At 71.4% G+C, this 19,273-nt stretch carries 19 protein-coding genes and 1 pseudogene; 19 read left to right on the top strand and 1 reads right to left on the bottom strand.

Translation table 11 applies throughout. The features are described from left to right. Window positions 1–13 precede the first annotated feature (13 nt). From fabD to MOJ79_RS01395, 19 genes are all read left to right on the top strand, one after another. Complete coding sequence (gene fabD, locus MOJ79_RS01485) at window positions 14–952, top strand: ACP S-malonyltransferase (protein ID WP_241922559.1); 939 nt, start codon at window positions 14–16, stop codon at window positions 950–952. Further along, window positions 949–1,704, top strand: coding sequence for a 3-oxoacyl-ACP reductase FabG (gene fabG, locus MOJ79_RS01480; protein WP_241922558.1), 756 nt, complete (start codon window positions 949–951; stop codon window positions 1,702–1,704). Before fabD ends, fabG begins: the two co-directional genes overlap by 4 nt. Window positions 1,705–1,773: 69 nt before the next feature. Further along, window positions 1,774–2,013: an acyl carrier protein gene (gene acpP, locus MOJ79_RS01475; RefSeq protein ID WP_119288659.1), complete on the top strand. Its 240-nt coding sequence runs from the start codon at window positions 1,774–1,776 to the stop codon at window positions 2,011–2,013. A gap of 8 nt (window positions 2,014–2,021) precedes the next feature. Then, complete coding sequence (gene fabF, locus MOJ79_RS01470) at window positions 2,022–3,266, top strand: beta-ketoacyl-ACP synthase II (protein WP_241922557.1); 1,245 nt, start codon at window positions 2,022–2,024, stop codon at window positions 3,264–3,266. 90 nt (window positions 3,267–3,356) lie between these two features. Next, window positions 3,357–3,770 (top strand): hypothetical protein, encoded by a 414-nt coding sequence (locus MOJ79_RS01465; RefSeq protein WP_241922556.1) that lies wholly within the window; start codon window positions 3,357–3,359, stop codon window positions 3,768–3,770. Between the two features lie 3 nt (window positions 3,771–3,773). Further along, window positions 3,774–4,379: an RNA polymerase sigma factor RpoE gene (gene rpoE, locus MOJ79_RS01460; protein WP_119288653.1), complete on the top strand. Its 606-nt coding sequence runs from the start codon at window positions 3,774–3,776 to the stop codon at window positions 4,377–4,379. Between the two features lie 32 nt (window positions 4,380–4,411). Beyond that, a complete protein-coding gene (locus MOJ79_RS01455) occupies window positions 4,412–5,035 on the top strand; it encodes a sigma-E factor negative regulatory protein (protein ID WP_241922555.1) in 624 nt (207 codons plus the stop codon). Window positions 5,036–5,052: 17 nt separating this feature from the next. Next, window positions 5,053–6,051, top strand: coding sequence for a MucB/RseB C-terminal domain-containing protein (locus MOJ79_RS01450; RefSeq protein ID WP_241922554.1), 999 nt, complete (start codon window positions 5,053–5,055; stop codon window positions 6,049–6,051). An 82-nt stretch (window positions 6,052–6,133) separates the two neighbouring features. Further along, window positions 6,134–7,579: a DegQ family serine endoprotease gene (locus MOJ79_RS01445; RefSeq protein WP_442863086.1), complete on the top strand. Its 1,446-nt coding sequence runs from the start codon at window positions 6,134–6,136 to the stop codon at window positions 7,577–7,579. Between the two features lie 531 nt (window positions 7,580–8,110). Continuing rightward, window positions 8,111–9,922 carry a translation elongation factor 4 gene (gene lepA, locus MOJ79_RS01440; RefSeq protein WP_241922552.1) on the top strand — a complete coding sequence of 604 codons (1,812 nt, stop codon included), beginning with the start codon at window positions 8,111–8,113 and terminating at the stop codon, window positions 9,920–9,922. Then, on the top strand, window positions 9,919–10,884 hold the full coding sequence (gene lepB, locus MOJ79_RS01435; RefSeq protein ID WP_241922551.1) for a signal peptidase I: 966 nt from the start codon (window positions 9,919–9,921) through the stop codon (window positions 10,882–10,884). Before lepA ends, lepB begins: the two co-directional genes overlap by 4 nt. A 20-nt stretch (window positions 10,885–10,904) precedes the next feature. Beyond that, on the top strand, window positions 10,905–11,279 hold the full coding sequence (locus MOJ79_RS01430) for a DUF4845 domain-containing protein (RefSeq protein ID WP_241922550.1): 375 nt from the start codon (window positions 10,905–10,907) through the stop codon (window positions 11,277–11,279). A gap of 9 nt (window positions 11,280–11,288) precedes the next feature. Further along, window positions 11,289–12,002 (top strand): ribonuclease III, encoded by a 714-nt coding sequence (gene rnc / locus MOJ79_RS01425; RefSeq protein WP_119288639.1) that lies wholly within the window; start codon window positions 11,289–11,291, stop codon window positions 12,000–12,002. A 73-nt stretch (window positions 12,003–12,075) separates the two neighbouring features. Further along, a complete protein-coding gene (era, locus tag MOJ79_RS01420; RefSeq protein ID WP_241922549.1) occupies window positions 12,076–12,993 on the top strand; it encodes a GTPase Era in 918 nt (305 codons plus the stop codon). Window positions 12,994–13,000: 7 nt separating this feature from the next. Next, on the top strand, window positions 13,001–13,786 hold the full coding sequence (gene recO, locus MOJ79_RS01415; protein ID WP_241922548.1) for a DNA repair protein RecO: 786 nt from the start codon (window positions 13,001–13,003) through the stop codon (window positions 13,784–13,786). Beyond that, window positions 13,783–14,574, top strand: a complete 792-nt coding sequence (locus MOJ79_RS01410) for a pyridoxine 5'-phosphate synthase (protein WP_241922547.1) — start codon at window positions 13,783–13,785, stop codon at window positions 14,572–14,574. Before recO ends, MOJ79_RS01410 begins: the two co-directional genes overlap by 4 nt. After that, a complete protein-coding gene (gene acpS, locus MOJ79_RS01405; protein ID WP_241922546.1) occupies window positions 14,571–14,978 on the top strand; it encodes a holo-ACP synthase in 408 nt (135 codons plus the stop codon). Before MOJ79_RS01410 ends, acpS begins: the two co-directional genes overlap by 4 nt. After that, the gene (gene nagZ, locus MOJ79_RS01400) at window positions 14,975–16,033 is read left to right on the top strand and encodes a beta-N-acetylhexosaminidase (protein WP_241922545.1); all 1,059 of its coding nucleotides are present in this window, start codon (window positions 14,975–14,977) and stop codon (window positions 16,031–16,033) included. The genes acpS and nagZ overlap by 4 nt, the downstream gene beginning before the upstream one ends. A gap of 124 nt (window positions 16,034–16,157) precedes the next feature. Continuing rightward, window positions 16,158–18,332: a D-(-)-3-hydroxybutyrate oligomer hydrolase gene (locus MOJ79_RS01395; RefSeq protein ID WP_241922544.1), complete on the top strand. Its 2,175-nt coding sequence runs from the start codon at window positions 16,158–16,160 to the stop codon at window positions 18,330–18,332. A 42-nt stretch (window positions 18,333–18,374) separates the two neighbouring features. On the opposite strand, the pseudogene MOJ79_RS01390 reads toward MOJ79_RS01395, so the two are convergent. After that, a pseudogene (locus MOJ79_RS01390) lies at window positions 18,375–19,273 on the bottom strand (Rne/Rng family ribonuclease); the annotation flags it as partial.

Here is a 19,273-nt window from a genome sequence, read left to right as displayed (position 1 = left end):
GAGACCCGTTTCGATGACCACCTTCGCCGTCGTCTTCCCCGGCCAGGGCTCGCAGTCGGTCGGCATGCTCGACGCGTTCGGCGACCACCCCGAAGTGCGTCGCACGCTCGCCGAGGCGTCGGACGCGCTCGGCGAGGACATCGCCGCGCTGATCCACGCGGGCCCGAAGGAGCGGCTCGACCTGACGACGAACACGCAGCCGGTGATGCTGACCGCCGGCGTCGCGTGCTGGCGCGCGCTGCACGCCGAAACCGGCCTCGAGCCGGTCGCCGTGGCCGGGCACTCGCTGGGCGAGTACGCGGCGCTGGTCGCCGCCGGCGTGCTGAGTCTGGCCGACGCGCTGCCGCTGGTGCGCTTTCGCGCGCAGGCGATGCAGGAAGCGGTGCCGCCCGGCGAGGGCGCGATGGCGGCGATCCTCGGGCTCGACGCCGACGCAGTGGTCGATGGCTGCGCGCAGGCGGCTGCCGCCACCGGCCAGGTCGTCACCGCGGCCAATTTCAACGACCCGAAGCAGACCGTGATCGCCGGCACCAAGGCGGCGGTCGACAAGGCTTGCGACATCCTGAAGGCTGCCGGCGCCAAGCGCGCGCTGCCGCTGGCGGTGTCGGCGCCATTCCATTGCCCGCTGATGAAGCCCGCGGCCGACCGGCTGAAGGAACGGCTGGCGACGGTGGCGCTGGCCGCCCCGCGCATCGCGGTGGTCAACAACGTCGACGTCGCGTCGCCCACCGACCCGGCGGCGATCGCCGACGCGCTGTACCGCCAGGCTTACCAGCCGGTGCGCTGGGTCGAGGTCGTGCGCGCGCTGCGCGCGCGCGGCGTCACGCACGTCGTCGAGTGCGGGCCGGGCAAGGTGCTCGCCGGCCTGACCAAGCGCATCGACGCCGAGCTGGTCAGCGCCGCCGTCTACGACCCGGCGACGCTCACCGAGGTGAAGGGGCTGCTGCAATGAGCGAGACGACGGCCGCGCTGGCCGGGCAGGCGGCACTGGTGACGGGTGCCTCGCGCGGCATCGGGCGCGCGATTGCGCTGGCGCTCGCGCAGCAGGGCGTGCGCGTGACCGGCACGGCGACGACACCGGCGGGCGCACAGGCCATCGCGCAGACGCTGGCGGCGTACGAGGGCTGTGCGGGCATCGTGCTCGACGTCAACGACGCCGCCGGCGTCGAGGCCGCCGTCGATGCCGTCGTCAGGCAGCACGGCGCGATCCACATCCTCGTCAACAACGCCGGCATCACGCGCGACACGCTGGCGATGCGCATGAAGGACGAGGACTGGGACGCCGTCCTCGACACCAACCTGAAGGCGGTGTTCCGCGCGAGCCGCGCGGTGATGCGGCCGATGATGAAGCAGCGCTACGGGCGCATCGTCAACATCACGTCGGTCGTCGGCGCCAGCGGCAACGCGGGGCAGGCCAACTACGCCGCGGCCAAGGCGGGCGTGGCCGGCATGACGCGCTCGCTCGCGCGCGAACTCGGCAGCCGCGGCATCACCGTCAACTGCGTCGCGCCCGGCTTCATCGCCACCGACATGACCGACGCGCTGCCGCAGGCGCACAAGGACGCGCTGCTGCAGCAGATTCCGCTCGCGCGGCTGGGCACGCCGGCCGAGGTGGCCGCCGCGGTGGTGTTCCTGGCCTCGCCGCAGGCCGGCTACGTCACCGGCACCGAGCTGCACGTCAATGGCGGCATGTACATGGCCTGAGGCGGGCGGCCGCCGCAGCGTCGCCCGGTAGAATCCGGGCCGTTTTTTCCTTTCACTCCCGGAGGAGTCATGAGCGATATCGAAGCGCGCGTCAAGAAGATCATCGCCGAACAGCTCGGCGTGTCGGAAGCCGAGGTGACGAACGAGAAGGCCTTCGTCGCCGACCTGGGCGCCGACTCGCTCGACACGGTGGAACTGGTGATGGCGCTCGAGGACGAGTTCGGCATCGAGATTCCGGACGAGGAGGCCGAGAAGATCACCACCGTGCAGCTGGCGATCGACTACGCCATGAAGCACCAGAAGGCCTGATCGAGCGCATGTCGCGTCGCCGCGTCGTCGTCACCGGCCTCGGGCTCGTCAGCCCGGTCGGCAACACTGTCGCCGAGGGCTGGGCCAACCTGGTCGCCGGCCGTTCGGGCATCGCCCCCATCACGCGCTTCGATGCTTCGTCGCTGGCCGTGCGCTTCGCCGGCGAGGTCAAGGGGTTCGATGTCGAGGCCTACATCCCGGGCAAGGAAGCCCGGCACATGGACACGTTCATCCACTACGGGATGGCGGCGTCGGTGCAGGCGATCCAGGACGCCGGGCTGCCCACGGGCAGCGAGCTGTCGGAAGACGCGGCCGAGCGCATCGGCGTGATGGTCGGCTCGGGCATCGGCGGCCTGCCGATGATCGAGCAGACGCACAAGGACTACATCGAGCGCGGCGCGCGCCGCATCTCGCCGTTCTTCGTGCCGGCGTCGATCATCAACATGATCTCCGGTCACGTGTCGATCCGCTACGGCTACACCGGGCCGAACCTGGCGATCGTGACGGCGTGCACCACCGGCCTGCACTGCATCGGCGAGGCCGCCCGGCTGATCGAGTACGGCGACGCCGACGTGATGATCGCCGGCGGCGCCGAGAGCACGGTCTCGCCGCTGGGCATCGGCGGCTTCGCCGCGGCGCGCGCGCTGTCCACGCGCAACGACGACCCGGCGACCGCGTCGCGGCCGTGGGACAAGGACCGCGACGGGTTCGTGCTCGGCGAGGGCGCGGGTGTGCTCGTGCTCGAGGAGTACGAGCACGCGAAAAAGCGCGGCGCGAAGATCTACGCCGAGCTCGCCGGCTTCGGCATGGGGGCCGACGCGTACCACATGACGGCGCCCAACGTCGACGGCCCGAAGCGCGCGATGAAGGCGGCGCTGCGCAACGCCGGCGTCAACCCCGACGAGGTGCAGTACCTCAACGCGCACGGCACCTCGACGCCGCTGGGCGACGTCAACGAGACCAACGCGATCAAGCTCGCGTTCGGCGACCACGCGAAGAAGATGGTCGTCAACTCGACGAAGTCGATGACGGGCCACCTGCTCGGCGGCGCCGGCGGCATCGAGTCGGTGTTCACGGTGCTCGCGGTGCACCATCAGGTGTCGCCGCCGACGATCAACATCTTTTCGCAGGACCCGGAGTGCGACCTCGATTACTGCGCGAACGTCGCGCGCGAAATGAGGATCGAAGTCGCGGTGAAGAACAATTTCGGTTTCGGCGGCACCAACGGCACGCTGGTGTTCCGGCGCGCATGAGCCGCGCCGCAGTGCGATGCGGCGGCGTGGGCGGCTGGGGATGACGGCATGAGCTCGGCTCCCGTCGTCGAGGTCCGTGCTGGCGCCGATGTGGCGTCGCGCGCGGTCGTCGCCGTCCTGGTGGCCGCCGCAGTCGCCCTCTTCGTGGGATGGGTGTTCGCGCTGGCCGGTGCATCGACCGGTGTGCAGGCGGCCGCGTCCGTGGTCGGCCTGTGGGCAGGTGCGGTGGCCTGGCGTCACTGCCACGCCGGGATGGGGCTGCTGCGCTGGGAAGGTCGCCGCTGGCATTGGGTGCCCGGCCGCGATGCGCCGGCCGTCGAGGGTGCGCTGACCGTGGCCGTCGATCTGGACATCTGGCTGCTGCTGCGCTTCGACGCCGTCGACGGGCGGCGGCGATGGATCGCAGTGTCGCGTGCGCGACACGCTGCGCGCTGGCACGCGCTTCGCTGCGCCGTCCACGCGCGCGGCGCCGACGCGGGCGTGGTCGCGCGCCTGCCGGTGTGATCGATGAGCGCCGAAGCCGACGCCCAACTCGTCGAACGCGTCAAGCGCGGTGACGCGCGCGCCTTCGAGCTGCTGGTCGTCAAGTACCAGCGCCGCGTCGAGCGGCTGATCGCGCGCATGGTGCGCGACGTCGACCTGGTGCCCGACATCGCGCAGGAGACCTTCATCCGCGCGTACCGGGCGCTGCCGCAGTTCCGCGGCGACAGCGCCTTCTACACGTGGCTGTACCGGATCGCGGTCAACACCGCCAAGAAGGCCCTCGTCGAGCTCAAACGCGATCCGCTGGTGTCGGAGGCGGCGCGCAGCGCTGGCGACGACGGCGACGAAACTTCCCGCGTGGAGAACGAACTAACCGACGCCGAAACGCCGGACGCGATGCTCGCGAGCAAGCAGGTCGCGGCGACGGTGAACGCGGCCATCGAGGCTCTTTCCGAGGATTTGCGCCAGGCGATCACCCTGCGGGAGATCGAAGGCTTGAGCTACGAGGAGATCGCCGAAGTGATGAATTGCCCGATCGGCACCGTGCGTTCGCGGATCTTTCGTGCCCGCGAGGCCATCGCCGAGCGGCTGCGGCCCTTGCTGGGCACGCGCGAAGGCGAGCGCTGGTGAGTGCGGGGTCGGTCGAACTGGTGGAGTGCAAGATGTCGGACGCAGTGGATCGTGAGCAGCAGCGGCAACGCCTGTCGGCGATGATGGATGGTGAGCTGGGCAGCGCCGACGTGGCGCGCCTGTGCCGCGACTGGCGTGACGACGGCGAGTTGCGTGTGACCTGGCACGCCTACCACCTGATCGGCGACGTGATGCGCTCCGAAGACCTCGCGTACGACGCCCGCCACGACGAGGCCTTCCTGCAGGCGCTGCGGCGGCGGCTGGCCGACGAGCCGGTCGTGATGGCGCCGGCGGCCACGATCGCAGCCAGCGCGCCCGCGCGCCGCCGGCGCTGGCTGGCGCCGGCCGCGGTGGCGGCCGGCTTCGTCGCGGTCGCTGGTGTGATGGTCGTCACACGGCTGGCTGCGCCGGGTGGCGAAGCGCCGACCGCCGTGATCGCGAGCCAGCCGGCTCCAGCCGGTGTGGCGATGCGTGTGTCGAACGTGGCGTCGGGCGCGGCGGTGGCGCCGGCGGCCGGCGTCGACGGCGTGCTGATCCGCGACGCGCAGCTCGACCGCTACCTGCAGGCGCACAAGCAGTACGGCCCCAGCGCCGTGCTCGTGCCCGGCGGCGTCGTGCGCAGCACCGCCAGCGCCGTGCCGCAACCGCAACGCTGACGCGCTCGACGATGCGAATGCGTTCGCTGATCCGCTGCCTCGTGCTGGCCGTCTCGGCCGGCTTCGTGTCGGCGTCGTGGGCCGCGGATGCGGCCGCAGCGGGTTCCAGTGCAGCGGATCCGTCGGCGTGGATCCGTCGCATCCACGAGGCCGTGGCGTACGGCAACTACCAGGGCACGCTGGTGTCGAGCGTGGGGGGCGTCGTCAGCAGCTCGCGCATCGCTCACTACTGCGACGGGCGGCAGCAGTTCGAGCGCGTCGAGATGCTCGACGGGCAGAACCGTGTCGTCTACCGCCACAACGACGTCGTGCACACGCTGTGGCCGACGCAGCGCGTGGCGGTCGTCGAGCGTCGCGACGAGGTCGACGCCGGGCCGGCGCTGCTGCGCGTGCAGCCGGATGCGCGCGTGTTCGAGCGCTACGAACTGCGCGCCGAAGGCGACGACCGCGTCGCGGGTCACGATGCGACGGTGTACCTGCTGCAGCCGCGCGACGATGCGCGCTTTGCGCAGCGCCTGTGGGTCGAGCGTCGCAGCGGCTTGCTGCTGCGCACCGACGTGCTGTCGTCCGATGGTCGCGTGCTCGAGAGCGCCGCGTTCAGCGACGTGACGATCGGCGTCAAGCCGCAGCCCGACGTGGTGTTGCGCTCGATGAAGAGGCTCGATGGCTACCGCGTGCTGCGGCCGACCCTGGCGCCGACCGAACTGGCCGCCGAGGGCTGGCAGATCGCGCCGGTGCCGGGCTTCGTCCAGGTGCGCGGCGTGCGCCGCAGCGTGGCGGCGGGCGAATCGGAGCACGACGACACCGTGCTGCAGGCGGTGTTCTCCGACGGCCTGACGCATGTGTCCGTGTTCATCGAGCCGTACCGCGAGGGACGTCACCGCGCGGGACAGACGGCGATCGGCGCGACGCACACGTTGATGAAGCGCCACGATCAATGGTGGGTCACGGTGATGGGCGACGTCCCAATGACGACCGTCGCGCGCTTCGCCGACGCCGTGCAGCGTCGGCGCTGAGGCCGCCAGCGACGCCGCGTGCCGCGGTCCGGGAAAACAATCTGAGCACAGAACGGCGAGGATCGACCGCCGACGAGGAGTGATGACGATGTCTTGGTTGCAGCCATCGAGGCAACTGGCCGCCGGCGTGACGCTGGCGGCGGCACTGCTGGCGGTGTGGCCGGTGGCCGACGCGGCCGCGCAGACGGTGGCGCTGCCGGACTTCACCGAACTGGTCGAGCGCGTCGGACCGGCGGTCGTCAACATCCGCACCCTCGAGCGCGGCCGCCAGGTTTCGCGCGCGACGCCGGAGCTCGATCCGAACATGGAGGAGTTCCTGCGCCGCTTCGGCATCCCGCTGCCGGGGCGTCCCGATCCGCGGCGCGCGCCGCCCGGCAACGACGAGCCCAGGCAGCGCGGCGTCGGTTCGGGGTTCATCGTCAGCCCCGACGGTTTCGTGATGACCAACGCGCACGTGGTCGAGGGGGCCGACGAGGTCATCGTCACGCTGCCCGACCGGCGCGAGTTCAAGGCGCGCATCGTGGGTGCCGACCGCCGCACCGACGTCGCGATCGTGAAGATCGAAGCCACCGGCTTGCCGACGGTCAAGATCGGCGACGTCAACAAGCTCAGGGTCGGCGAATGGGTGGTGGCCATCGGCTCGCCGTTCGGGCTCGAGAACACGGTCACCGCGGGCATCGTCAGTGCGAAGCAGCGCGACACCGGCGACTACCTGCCCTTCATCCAGACCGACGTCGCGATCAACCCGGGCAACTCGGGCGGGCCGCTGCTGAACCTGCGCGGCGAAGTCGTGGGCATCAACTCGCAGATCTACAGCCGCTCGGGCGGTTTCATGGGCATCTCGTTCGCGATCCCGATCGACGAGGCGGTGCGCGTGTCGGAACAGCTGCGCCAGCACGGGCGCGTGATCCGCGGGCGCATCGGCGTGCAGATTGCTCCGGTGACGAAGGAGGTCGCCGAGGCGATCGGCCTCGGCGAAGCACGCGGCGCGCTGGTGCAAAGCGTCGAGGCCGGTGGGCCGGCCGACAAGGCGGGCATCGAGGCCGGCGACATCATCACGCGCGTCGACGGCAAGCCGGTCGAGAAGTCGGTCGACCTGCCGCGCATCGTCGGCGGCACCGCACCAGGCACGCAGTCGAAGATCCAAGTCTTCCGTCGTGGCAGCTACCGCGACGTGACGGTAGCGGTGGCCGAGTTCGAGCCCGAGCGCCCGACGCGCGTGTCGCAGGCGCCGACGCCGGCACCGAGCACGACGAGCGCGATCGGCGCGTCGGTGTCGGACCTCAGCGACGCGCAGAAGCGCGAGCTCAGGGTGCGCGGCGGTGTCGTCGTCGATGCCGTCGACGGCCCGGCGGCGCGCGCCGGGCTGCGCGAGGGCGACGTGATCCTGTCGGTCAACAACCACGAAGTCAGTGACGCGAAGCAGTTCAACGCGCTGGTGGCCAAGGCCGACAAGAACCGGCCCATCAGCCTGATGGTGCGCCGCGGCGACTGGGTCAACTACCTCGTCGTGCGTCCGGCGGGTTGATTCGGCGGGGCGGCCCGCCGCACCGACGGCGCCAGACCCGACCGGCGTGTCGGGTCTTTCCGCTTCGTGGGAGTGCCACCGGGGGCTCGGAGCCGGGGGAGTCCGGCCAACCCAACCTCAGTAAGGTGAACGCTCGCTCACATTGCTCGGCTACGTCGCAGATTGAGCGCCCGGACAACTACAATCGGCGGCACAGGGCGTCCATTTGGACCTGCACGACGCGGGTCCAGGCGGGGCGAGTGCTCACATGACGAGTGCTCGCGGGGCTGTGTATAAGCTGTGGAGGAAATTCGCCTGTTGGCATGCTGCAACGGCCGGAAATCAAGCATTGGCGCGGGTTCCAGCCGGGGGCTTTTGGCTACAATGAAGGCCCAACAAGCAGTTGCCATACGTTTTGTTGGAAGGCGCGTCACCTCTTCGGCGCGCCTTATTTTTTTGCCCCGGTCGGGCCGCTCGCCGCGTCGCCGACGCCCTTCATGAGTCCCCGCGATGGCTGCCGGTGCGCGGCCTCGTGACGCCCCGCATCGTTCGATGGACCACATCCGCAACTTCTCGATCATTGCCCACATCGACCACGGCAAGAGCACGCTGGCCGACCGCATCATCCAGCGCTGCGGGGGCCTGTCGGAGCGCGAGATGGAAGCGCAGGTACTCGACTCGATGGACATCGAGCGCGAGCGCGGCATCACGATCAAGGCGCAGACGGCCGCGCTGAGCTACACCGCGCGCGACGGTCGCACCTATCAGCTCAACCTGATCGACACGCCCGGCCACGTCGACTTCTCGTACGAGGTCAGCCGGTCGCTGTCGGCGTGCGAGGGCGCGCTGCTCGTCGTCGACGCCAGCCAAGGCGTCGAGGCGCAGACGGTCGCCAACTGCTACACCGCGCTCGACCTCGGCGTCGAGGTCGTGCCGGTGCTCAACAAGATGGACCTGCCGCAGGCCGACCCGACGCGCGCGAAGCAGGAGATCGAAGACGTCATCGGCATCGACGCCAGCGACGCGATCCCGTGCTCGGCCAAGACGGGCGAGGGCATCGACGACATCCTCGAGGCCGTCGTGGCGCGCATGCCGCCGCCGCGCGGCAACCCCGACGGTCCGCCGCGCGCGATGATCATCGACGCCTGGTTCGACAACTACGTCGGCGTCGTGATGCTGGTGCGCGTCGTCGATGGCGTGCTGAAGAAGGGCGACCGCATCCGGCTGATGGCGACGAACGCCGTCTACCCGCTCGAGCAGCTCGGCGTCTTCACGCCCAAGTCGCAGCCGCGCGACGAGCTGCGCGCCGGCGAGGTCGGCTTTCTGATCGCCGGCATCAAGGAACTGGCCGCGGCCAAGGTCGGCGACACCGTCACGCTCGAGAAGAAGCTGCCCAACAACGCCGGCCCGGCCACCGAGCCGCTGCCCGGCTTCAAGGAGATCCAGCCGCAGGTCTTCGCCGGCCTGTACCCGACCGAGGCCAGCGAGTACGACTCGCTGCGCGACGCGCTCGAGAAGCTCAAGCTCAACGACAGCTCGCTGCGCTTCGAGCCCGAGGTCAGCCAGGCGCTGGGCTTCGGCTTCCGCTGCGGTTTCCTCGGCCTGCTGCACATGGAGATCGTGCAGGAGCGCCTCGAGCGCGAGTTCGACCAGGACCTGATCACGACCGCGCCCAGCGTCGTCTACGAGGTCGAGCTCAACGACGGCACCGTGCTCGCGGTCGAGAACCCGAGCAAGATGCCCGACCCGGGGCGCATCCGCGAGATCCGCGAGCCGATCGTGACCGTGCAGCTGTACATGCCGCAGGAGTACGTCGGCCCGGTGATGACGCTGGCCAACCAGAAGCGCGGCGTGCAGATGAACATGGCCTACCACGGCCGCCAGGTGCACCTGACGTACGAACTGCCGCTCGCGGAGATCGTGCTCGACTTCTTCGACAAGCTGAAGTCCGTCAGCCGCGGCTACGCGAGCATGGACTACGAGTTCAAGGAGTACCGCGCCGCCGACGTCGTCAAGGTCGACATGCTGATCAACGGCGAGCGCATCGACGCGCTGTCGATCATCGTGCACCGCACGCAGGCGCAGCACCGCGGACGCGAGGTGGCCGCCAAGATGCGCGAGATCATCCCGCGGCAGATGTACGACGTGGCGATCCAGGCCGCGATCGGTGCCCACATCATCGCGCGCGAGAACATCAAGGCGCTGCGCAAGAACGTGCTGGCAAAATGCTATGGGGGTGACATCACCCGCAAGCGCAAGCTGCTGGAGAAGCAGAAGGCCGGCAAGAAGCGCATGAAGCAGATCGGCACCGTCGAGGTGCCGCAGGAAGCCTTCCTCGCCATTCTCCAGGTCGACGATCGATGAGTTCCCTCACCGCGGTGCTGTACGGTGCGCTCGCCCTCTACCTCGGCGGGTGGTTCATGGGCTACTGGATGGGCAACTTCGCGCTGCTGTTGCTCGTGCTGTCGGTCGTCACGTTCGCCTACTGGCTGGCCGAGAAGCTGTACTTCAAGCCCCAGCGCGTCGCCGCCGCGGCGCGCCTCGAGCAGCAGGATCGCGAGCGCCGCGAGCAGTTGAAGAAGGCGGGCATCGACCGCATCGACGGCGACCTCGCGCAGGCCAAGCAGCAGGTCCTCGCGCAGCCGTGGTGGCTGGACTGGACGGCCGGGCTGTTCCCGGTCATCGTCGCCGTGTTCCTGCTGCGCTCGTTCCTGTTCGAGCCGTTCAAGATCCCGTCGGGTTCGATGATCCCGACGCTGCTCGTCGGCGACCTGATCCTGGTCAACAAGTACCACTACGGCCTCCGTCTGCCGGTCATCAACACCAAGATCGTCGACAACCACGCGCCGCAGCGCGGCGACGTGATCGTCTTCCGCTACCCGGTCGACCCGCGCGTCGACTACATCAAGCGCATCGCCGGCCTGCCCGGCGACGAGGTCGGCTACCTGAACAAGCGCCTGATCATCAACGGCGAGCCGGTGCCGCTCACGCCGCTGCCCGACTACTACGACGAGGACAGCCTGCGCTACGCGCTGCAGTTCTCGGAGAAGCTCGGCGAGGTCGAGCACCGCATCCTCATCGACCGTGACCGCCCCGGCTTCATCCCCGCGGTGGCGTCGTTCCCGCACCGCGACGCGTGCCGTTACAGCGCCGAGGGCGTCGTCTGCAAGGTGCCGCCGGGGCACTACTTCGTGCTCGGCGACAACCGTGACAATTCGCAGGATTCGCGTTTCTGGGGCTTCGTGCCCGACGAGAACATCGTCGGCAAGGCCTTCTTCGTGTGGATGAATTTCGGTAACCTCGGGCGCATCGGGCGTTTCCATTGACGCACAGCGGGAGATCGGGCATGCAATTGCGGCGTCGCGCAGGGGCGGTGCAGCGGGGCTTCACGCTGCTGGGGCTGCTCGCGTGGGCCATCGTGATCGGCTTCGTCGCGCTGATCGGCCTGCGCGTGTTCCCGTCGGTCAACGAGTACTTCACGATCCTGCGTGCGGTCAACAAGGTCGCCAGCGAGGGCGGGTCGACCGTCGCCGAGATCCGCGCCGCGTTCGACCGGCAGAAGGACATCGAGTACTCGATCTCGTCGATCAGCGGCCGCGATCTCGAGATCACGAAAGAGAACGACCGCGTTGTCGTGCGCTTCGCGTACGACAAGGAGATCGAACTCTTCTCCCCGGTGTACTTGCTGATCAAGTACCAGGGCGAGGGCCGGGCGCGCTAGCGGGCGGCGATGGACGGGCGCGATCCCAGGCTCGACGCCCTCCAGCAGCGGCTGGGGTACCGCTTCGGCCAGCCGCGGCTGCTGCAGCGCGCGCTGACCCATCGCAGCTTCGGTGCCGACCACAACGAACGCCTCGAGTTCCTCGGCGACGCGGTGCTCAGCGCCGCGATCTCGGCGCTGCTGTACGAGCGCTTCGCCGGCTCCGACGAGGGCGACCTGACGCGCGTGCGCGCGCACCTCGTGCGCGAGGACAGCCTGCACCGCGTCGCACTCGCGCTCGGGCTGCCCGACGTGCTGCGCCTGTCGGAGGGCGAGGCGCGCGGCGGTGGTGCGCAGCGCCCGTCGATCCTCGCCGACGCGCTCGAGGCCGTGATCGGCGGCGTGTTTCTCGATGGCGGCTTCGAGCCAGCGCAGGCGCTGGTGCGGCGTCTGTTCGGCGACGTCATCGCCGGCACCGACGCCGACAGCTGGAGCAAGGACGCGAAGACCGAACTGCAGGAGTGGCTGCAGGCGCGCAAGCTGCCGGTGCCCGCGTACAGCATCGTGGCCACGCGTGGCCAGGCGCACGCGCAGACCTTCCAGGTCGAATGTGTCGTCGCCGCGCTCGGGCTGCGCGAGCAGGGCGAAGGGCGTTCGCGCCGCGCTGCCGAGCAGGAGGCCGCGCGGCGCATGCTCGACACGCTCAAGGCCAGCGACCGCCCCGGCGGCCCGTTGCGATCGTGAGCCCCGACGCCTCCTGCGGCCGCTCAGCCCCCGATGGGGCGCGTGCTGCCAACCGGTCCAGCCGGATCCGCGCATGAACCCGGACGGTGAACCCGCCGCGCGGACCCGCTGCGGCCTGATCGCCATCGTCGGGCGCCCCAACGTCGGCAAGTCGACACTGCTCAACGCGCTGGTCGGACAGAAGATCAGCATCACGTCGCGCAAGGCGCAGACCACGCGCCACCGCATCGTCGGCGTGCGCACGGTGGACGACACGCAGTTCGTGTTCGTCGACACCCCGGGGTTCCAGACGCGGCACAGCTCGGCGCTGAACCGCACCCTCAACCGCACCGTCGTCGCGTCGCTGGCCGACGTCGACGTCGTGCTGTTCGTCGTCGAGGCGGGCAAGTTCGGCCTCGACGACGCGAAGGTGCTCGCGCTGCTGCAGGGCGATGCGATGAAGGGCAAGCCGGTGCTGCTCGTGGCCAACAAGGTCGATGCGGTGCAGCGCAAGGCCGACCTGCTGCCGTGGCTCAAGGGCATGGCCGAGCGCCACGCGTTCGCCGAGTACGTGCCGCTGTCGGCGCGCAAGCCGGCCGACGTCGAGCGGCTGCTGGGGATCGTGCGGCCTTACCTGCCCGAGCAGCCGTGGTTCTACGACGCCGACGCGCTGACCGACCGCAGCGAGCGCTTCCTCGCCAGCGAGATCGTGCGCGAGAAGCTGTTCCGCCTGACCGGCGACGAGCTGCCCTACACGTCGACCGTCGTGATCGAGAAGTGGGAGGAGGAGGGCCAGCTGCGCCGCATCGCCGCGACGATCGTCGTCGACCGCGACGCGCACAAGGCGATCGTCATCGGCGAGGGCGGCGAGCGTCTCAAGCGCATCGGCACCGAGGCGCGGCAGGATCTCGAGCGCCTGCTCGACGCCAAGGTGTTCCTCGAGCTGTGGGTCAAGGTGCGCTCGGGCTGGGCCGACCGCGAGGACCACCTGCGCAGCTACGGCTACGAGTGAGCGGCGCATGACGCGAGCACGCCGCGCCGCGCCGGCGCCGCTGGCGGCCTACGTGCTGCACCGCTGGGACTGGAGCGAGTCGAGCCTGATCGTCGACCTGTTCACGCGCGAGCTCGGCCGCGTCGTCGTGGTGGCCAAGGGTGCGAAGCGGCCGACCTCGCAGCTGCGCCCGGTGCTGCTGCCGTTCCAGCGCCTGCAGGTCACGCTCGGGCGCGGCGCCGGCGACGACGCGTCGGCCGAGATCCAGCCGCTGCGCAGCGCCGAGTGGGCCGGTGGCACACCGCTGGTCGGCGGCGCGGCGCTGCTCGCCGGCTTTTATCTCAACGAGCTGCTGCTGCGCCTGCTCGCGCGTCACGACGCGCACGCGGCCCTGTTCGACGCCTACGCTGCCACGCTGCCGGCACTGGCGGACCCCGAGGGCATCGCACAGGCTGCGCTGCGCGCATTCGAGCTCGTGCTGCTGCGCGAACTCGGCGTGCTGCCCGAGCTCGGCACCGTGACGGCGACGCAGCAGCCGGTGGCTGCCGGCGGGGCGTATGCACTGCACCCCGAGGCCGGCGTCGTCGCCAGTGCCGACGGCCGCGACGCCGTGCTCGACGGCCGCACGCTGCTCGCGCTCGACGCGGCGCTGGCCGCGACCGACCTGCCGGCGCTGCAGCACGCCTGCCGCGCGCCGGCCGCGGCGCTGCGCAGCGTGCTGCGCGCGCTGCTTCACTATCATCTGGGCTCGCCGGTGCTGCGCACGCGCGACCTCGTGCGCGACCTGCAGCGCCTGGCCGGCCAATCCCGATGAACCCGCTGATCGCCCCCGACGCCCGCAGCCACGGCGCGCGCACCGCGCTGTCGGTCAACCTCAACAAGGTCGCGCTGCTGCGCAACACGCGCCACCTCGGCATTCCGAGCGTCACGCGCGCCGCGCGCCTCGTGCTCGAGGCCGGTGCGCAGGGCATCACGGTGCACCCGCGACCCGACGGGCGTCACATCCGCGCGCACGACGTCCACGAGCTCGCCGCGCTGCTGAAGGACTGGCCGCAGGCCGAGTACAACATCGAGGGCAACCCGCTGCACAACCTGATGGACCTCGTGCGCGAGGTGCGGCCGCACCAGGCCACCTTCGTGCCCGATGCCGAGGGCCAGTTCACGTCGGACCACGGCTGGAACCTGCCGGCCGACGTGGTCACGCTGCGCCCGCTGATCGACGAGTGCCACGCGCTCGGCGTGCGCGTGAGCCTGTTCATGGACCCGCTGCCCGAGGCGATGCGCTTCGCGCGCGAGGCCGGTGCCGACCGCGTCGAGCTCTACACCGAGGCCTACGCGCGCGCGTACGGCACGCCCGATCAGGATGCCGTCCTCGCGCGCTACGTCGCCGCCGGGCAAGCCGCGCTGGCCGCCGGCCTGGGCCTGAACGCCGGCCACGACCTCAACCGCGACAACCTGACGACGCTCCTGCGCGCGGTACCCGGCGTGCTCGAGGTGTCGATCGGCCACGCGCTGATCGCCGACGCCCTCGAGCTCGGCTACGCCGAGACGGTGCGCGACTATCAGCGCTGCATCCAGCGCGCGTTCGACCCGCGCGCATGATCTTCGCCGTCGGTACCGACGTGTGCGACATCCGCCGCATCGCCGCCACCTACGAGCGGCGCGGCGAGCGCTTCGCCGAGCGCGTGCTCGGCCCCGGCGAGCTGCCGGTGTTCCGCGCGCGTCGTGCGCGCTCGGCCGCGCGCGGGCTCGCGTACCTGGCCACGCGCTTCTCGGCCAAGGAGTCGTTCTCGAAGGCGATCGGCCTGGGCATGCACATGCCGATGACGTGGCGCGCCTGCGAGATCCTGAACCACGCGAGCGGCCAGCCGTACATCCGCCTGCACGGCGCGCTGGCGGCGTGGTTCGCCGAGCGGCGCCTGCGTGCGCACGTCAGTCTGAGCGACGAAAGCGACTACGCCGTGAGCTTCGTCGTCGTCGAAACCCTGCCCGAGGATACGCCTTGACCGCCCACGCCCCCGTCGTGCTCGACGTCGCCGGCACCACGCTGAACGCCGACGACCGCCGCCGCCTCGCGCACCCGCTCGTCGGCGGGCTGATCCTGTTCGCGCGCAACTGGGTCGACCGTCGCCAGATCGTCGCGCTGACCGCCGAGTGCAAGGCGATCCGCCCCGACCTGCTGATCTGCGTCGACCACGAGGGCGGGCGCGTGCAGCGATTCCGCAGCGACGGCTTCACGCCGCTGCCGCCGATGCGCCGCCTCGGCGAACTGTGGATGTGCGACGCGATGGCCGCCACCGACGCCGCGACCGCGTGCGGCTTCGTGCTGGCCAGCGAGCTGCGCGCCTGTGGTGTGGACCTGAGCTTCACGCCGGTGCTCGACCTCGACCACGGCCCGAGCGGTGTGATCGGCGATCGCGCGTTCCACCGCGACGCGCGCGTGGTCACGCTGCTCGCCAAGAGCCTGATGCACGGGCTGCTGCTGGCCGGCATGGCGAACTGCGGCAAGCACTTTCCCGGCCACGGCTTCGTCGCCGCCGACAGCCACACCGAGATCCCGGTCGACCGCCGCGCGCTGAAGGTGATCCTCGCCGACGACGCCAAGCCGTACGAATGGCTGTCGACGAGCCTGGCCAGCGTGATGCCGGCGCACGTCGTCTACCCGAAGGTCGACACGCGGCCGGCCGGCTTCTCGGCGCGCTGGCTGCGCGAGATCCTGCGCGGGCGGCTGGGTTTCACCGGCGCCGTCTTCAGCGACGACCTCAGCATGGCCGGCGCGCGTGTCATCGACGGCCGCGAGGTCGACCACACCGAGGCGGCGGCCGCTGCACTGGCGGCCGGCTGCGACCTCGTGCTGCTGTGCAACCAGAGCGTCGATGGCGGCCGCGCGGTCGATGCGCTGCTCGACGGCCTCGAGCGCGCCGCGGCGCGCGGCACCTGGCAGCCGAGCGCGGCGAGCGAATCGCGCCGTCTGGCGCTGCTGCCGCAGACGGTGCCGCTGCCGTGGGACGAGCTGATGCACGCCCCGGCGTACCTGCGCGCGCTCGACCGTCTGCCCTGACCGGCACATTCGCGGGCCTGCGCCGCGCACCGGGAATCCCCGGTTGCCGGCCGGCACGGGGTTGCGACACTGCAGCGCACACCCGCAACCGCAGCGCCCGCCGAGGCGCAGGAGCCCCGCCGCCATGTCACCGTCCGTCAGCCTGCGCGCGCGTCGCGCCACCGTCACGCCCGTCGCGTCGCTGCTCGTGGCCGCGATCACCGCACTGTCGAGCACCGGCGCGGTCGCGACGCCGCCAGGCGCCAAGGCCAAGGGCCTCGACCGCGCGCCGAACATCGCGCCACCGTGGCTCGGCCCAGTCAGCGTGAAGCACTACGACGGCGACAGCGACGACCTGCTGACCGCCGGGCTCGGTGCCCTCGGCCTGCTCACCGGTGCCGGCGTGCCGAACCCGGCCACCGCGCCGTCGCTGTCGGCGGCGGAGCTGCGCCGGCTCGCGATCTACAACAACTACCGCGCGATCCTCGACATCGCGCCGGCCGGCGGCTACCTGTCGCTGTACGGCCCGAACGTCGGCGTCGACGGCGTGCCGACCGCCGGCGACGGCAAGATCGCCGGCACCGAGTACCTCGCCTACGCGAACGCCGGCGGCGGCCGTCGCAACGTCACGATGATGGTGCAGGTGCCGGCGGGTTTCGACGTGCGGCGCCCGTGCATCGTCACCGGCACGTCGAGCGGCTCGCGCGGCGTCTACGGCGCGATCGGGTCGTCGGGCGAGTGGGGCCTCAAGCGCGGCTGCGCCGTCGCCTACACCGACAAGGGCACCGGCAACGGCGTGCACGACCTGCAGGGGCACACCGTCAACCTGATCGACGGCGTGCGCGCCGACGCGGCGGCCGCGGGCAGCGCGTCGAACTTCACCGCCGCGCTGACCGACGCCGAACGCGCCGCGTACAACGCGCGCACGCCGAACCGGCTCGCCGTCAAGCACGCGCACTCGCAGCTCAACCCCGAGGCCGAGTGGGGTGCCGACACGCTGCGCGCGATCGAGTTCGCGTTCTACGTGCTCAACGAGCAGTTCGCGCCCGCGCTGCCGAGCGGCAAGAAGGCGCGGCTGCTGCGGCCCGAAAACACGATCGTCATCGCGTCGAGCGTGTCCAACGGCGCCGGCGCGGCGCTCGCCGCCGCCGAGCTCGACCGCCACGGCCTGATCGACGGCGTCGCGGTCAGCGAGCCGCAGGTGCAGACGGCGGCGCGCTCGCGCGCCGAGCGCGCGATCGTGATCCAGCGCGGCAGCGGCGCGCCGTACACGGCGGGCAGCCGGCCGCTGCTGGACTACTTCACGTACGCGAACCTGTACCAGCCGTGTGCGGCGCTGTCGGCGCGCGCGGCGGCTTCGCTGCAGCCGTTCCCGGCCGCGTTCTTGCCGCTGGCGCAGAACCGCTGCGCGTCGCTGCGCGACCTGGGGTTGCTCGCCGCCGACACGCTCGCCGCGCAGGCCGACGAGGCGCTCGACCGGCTGCTCGCGTACGGCTGGGAGGCCGAGACGATTCCGCTGCACGTGTCGCACTGGCGCTTCGCGACGCCGGCGATCGCCAACACCTACGCCAACACCTACGGCCGCTTCTCGGTCGCCGATCGGCTGTGCGGGCTGAGCTTCGCGTACTTCGACCCCGCCACCGGGCTGCCGATCGCGCCGCCGGCGGCGCTGCAGGGCATCTTCGGCACCGGCAACGGCGTGCCGCCGGGCGCGGGGATCGGCATCATCAACGACCTCAACCCGGACAGCCTCGGCGGGCCGGTGCTCGAGACGCTGTCGTACTCGACCTCGACCGGGCGCTTCGACCTCAACGTCGACGGCGCGCGCTGCCAGCGCGAGCTCGTCGTCGGCAGCGGCCCGGCCGCCGAGCGCGTGCGCAAGGGCATCGCGCAGGTGCAGCAGCGCGGCCGCCTGAACGGCAAGCCGACGATCATCGTGCACGGCCGCGCCGACACGCTGGTGCCGGTGAATTTCAGCTCGCGGCCGTACGCGGCGCAGAGCTGGCTCGCCGACGGCGCGGCGAGTCGGCTGAGCTACATCGAGGTCACGAACGCGCAGCACTTCGACGCGTTCCTGCCGTTCCCCGACTACGCGGCGCGCTACGTGCCGCTGCACGTCTACTTCAACCGCGCGCTCGACGCGATGTGGGCGCACCTCGCCGAAGGCGCGCCGCTGCCGCCGTCGCAGGTCGTGCGCACGACGCCGCGCGGCGACGCGGCAGTGCCGATCACCGCGGCGAACGTGCCACCGTGGTCGGCAGCACCCGCTGCCGGCGACCGCATCACGTTCGACGGGCGCACGATGCGCATCCCCGACTGAACGGGGCGCCCGCCGCCGCAGCGCGGCGGGCCGCCGCGCGCCTCAGTGCCGCGTGCCGATCTCGAACGGCAGCTTCATCTGCGACAGGTCGCGCCGCGTCTCGACCAGCACCAGCGGGCCCTCGTCGGCGACGACGATCGGCTTGCGCTCGCGCGGCACGCGGATCGGCTGCGGCTCGTTGGCGATCGCTTCCTGGGCCGCGCGCGCCTTGTCGGCGTCGGTGTGGACCCACTCGAGCCCGGCGGCTTGCGCCACGGCGACCAGTTCGGCCGCCGGCAGCACGTAGGGCTCGACGCGCGCGACGGGCGCCGGCGTCACGATGGGTGCCGGCGCCGCCACCGCGGGCGCCGGCACCGGCGCCTCTGCGGCTGGGCCTTCGGCGACCTCGTCGAGCGCGGCGGCCAGTGCCTGCGGTTCGGCGGCCTCGCCTTCGACGGCGTCGCTGTCGATCACGTCGCTTTCGGCCAGCGCGGTCTCGCCTTCGGCACGCTCGCGGCGCGGGCGGCGACGGCGGCGGCGGCCGCGCCGCTCGGCCTCGCCGGCAGCGGCGTCGGCCACGACTTCTTCGGTCAGGCCGGCGGCACTGACCTCGGCGGGCATGTCGGCCGTCGGGGCCGCCTCGGCGACGGCGGCCGGCGGCAGCGTCTCGGCCGGTTCGGCTGCGTCGAACTCGGCGCCGCCCTCGGCCACGCGTTCGCCGGCGCCGCCGTTGCGCGCGGTGTCGCGGCCGCGCCCGCCGCGGCGTCCGCGGCGGCGGCGACCTTCACGCGCTTCACCGTTGCCGGCGTCGCCGCCGGGCTGCGTGTCGGCGAAGGCGGTGGCCAGCTCGGCCTCGGTCAGCGAGACCTCGGCGGCGCTGCGCTCGGGGCGCGCGGCGCGGTCGGGGCGCGCGGCGCGGTCGGTGTCGGCCGCCGCCGGTTTCGCGGCCTCGGCGGCGCGGG

This window comes from Calidifontimicrobium sp. SYSU G02091, from assembly GCF_022631395.1.
GTDB lineage: Bacteria > Pseudomonadota > Gammaproteobacteria > Burkholderiales > Burkholderiaceae_C > Calidifontimicrobium > Calidifontimicrobium sediminis.
The sequence above is the reverse complement of the archived record's forward strand: the minus strand, read 5'-3'. Positions and strand labels throughout refer to the sequence as shown.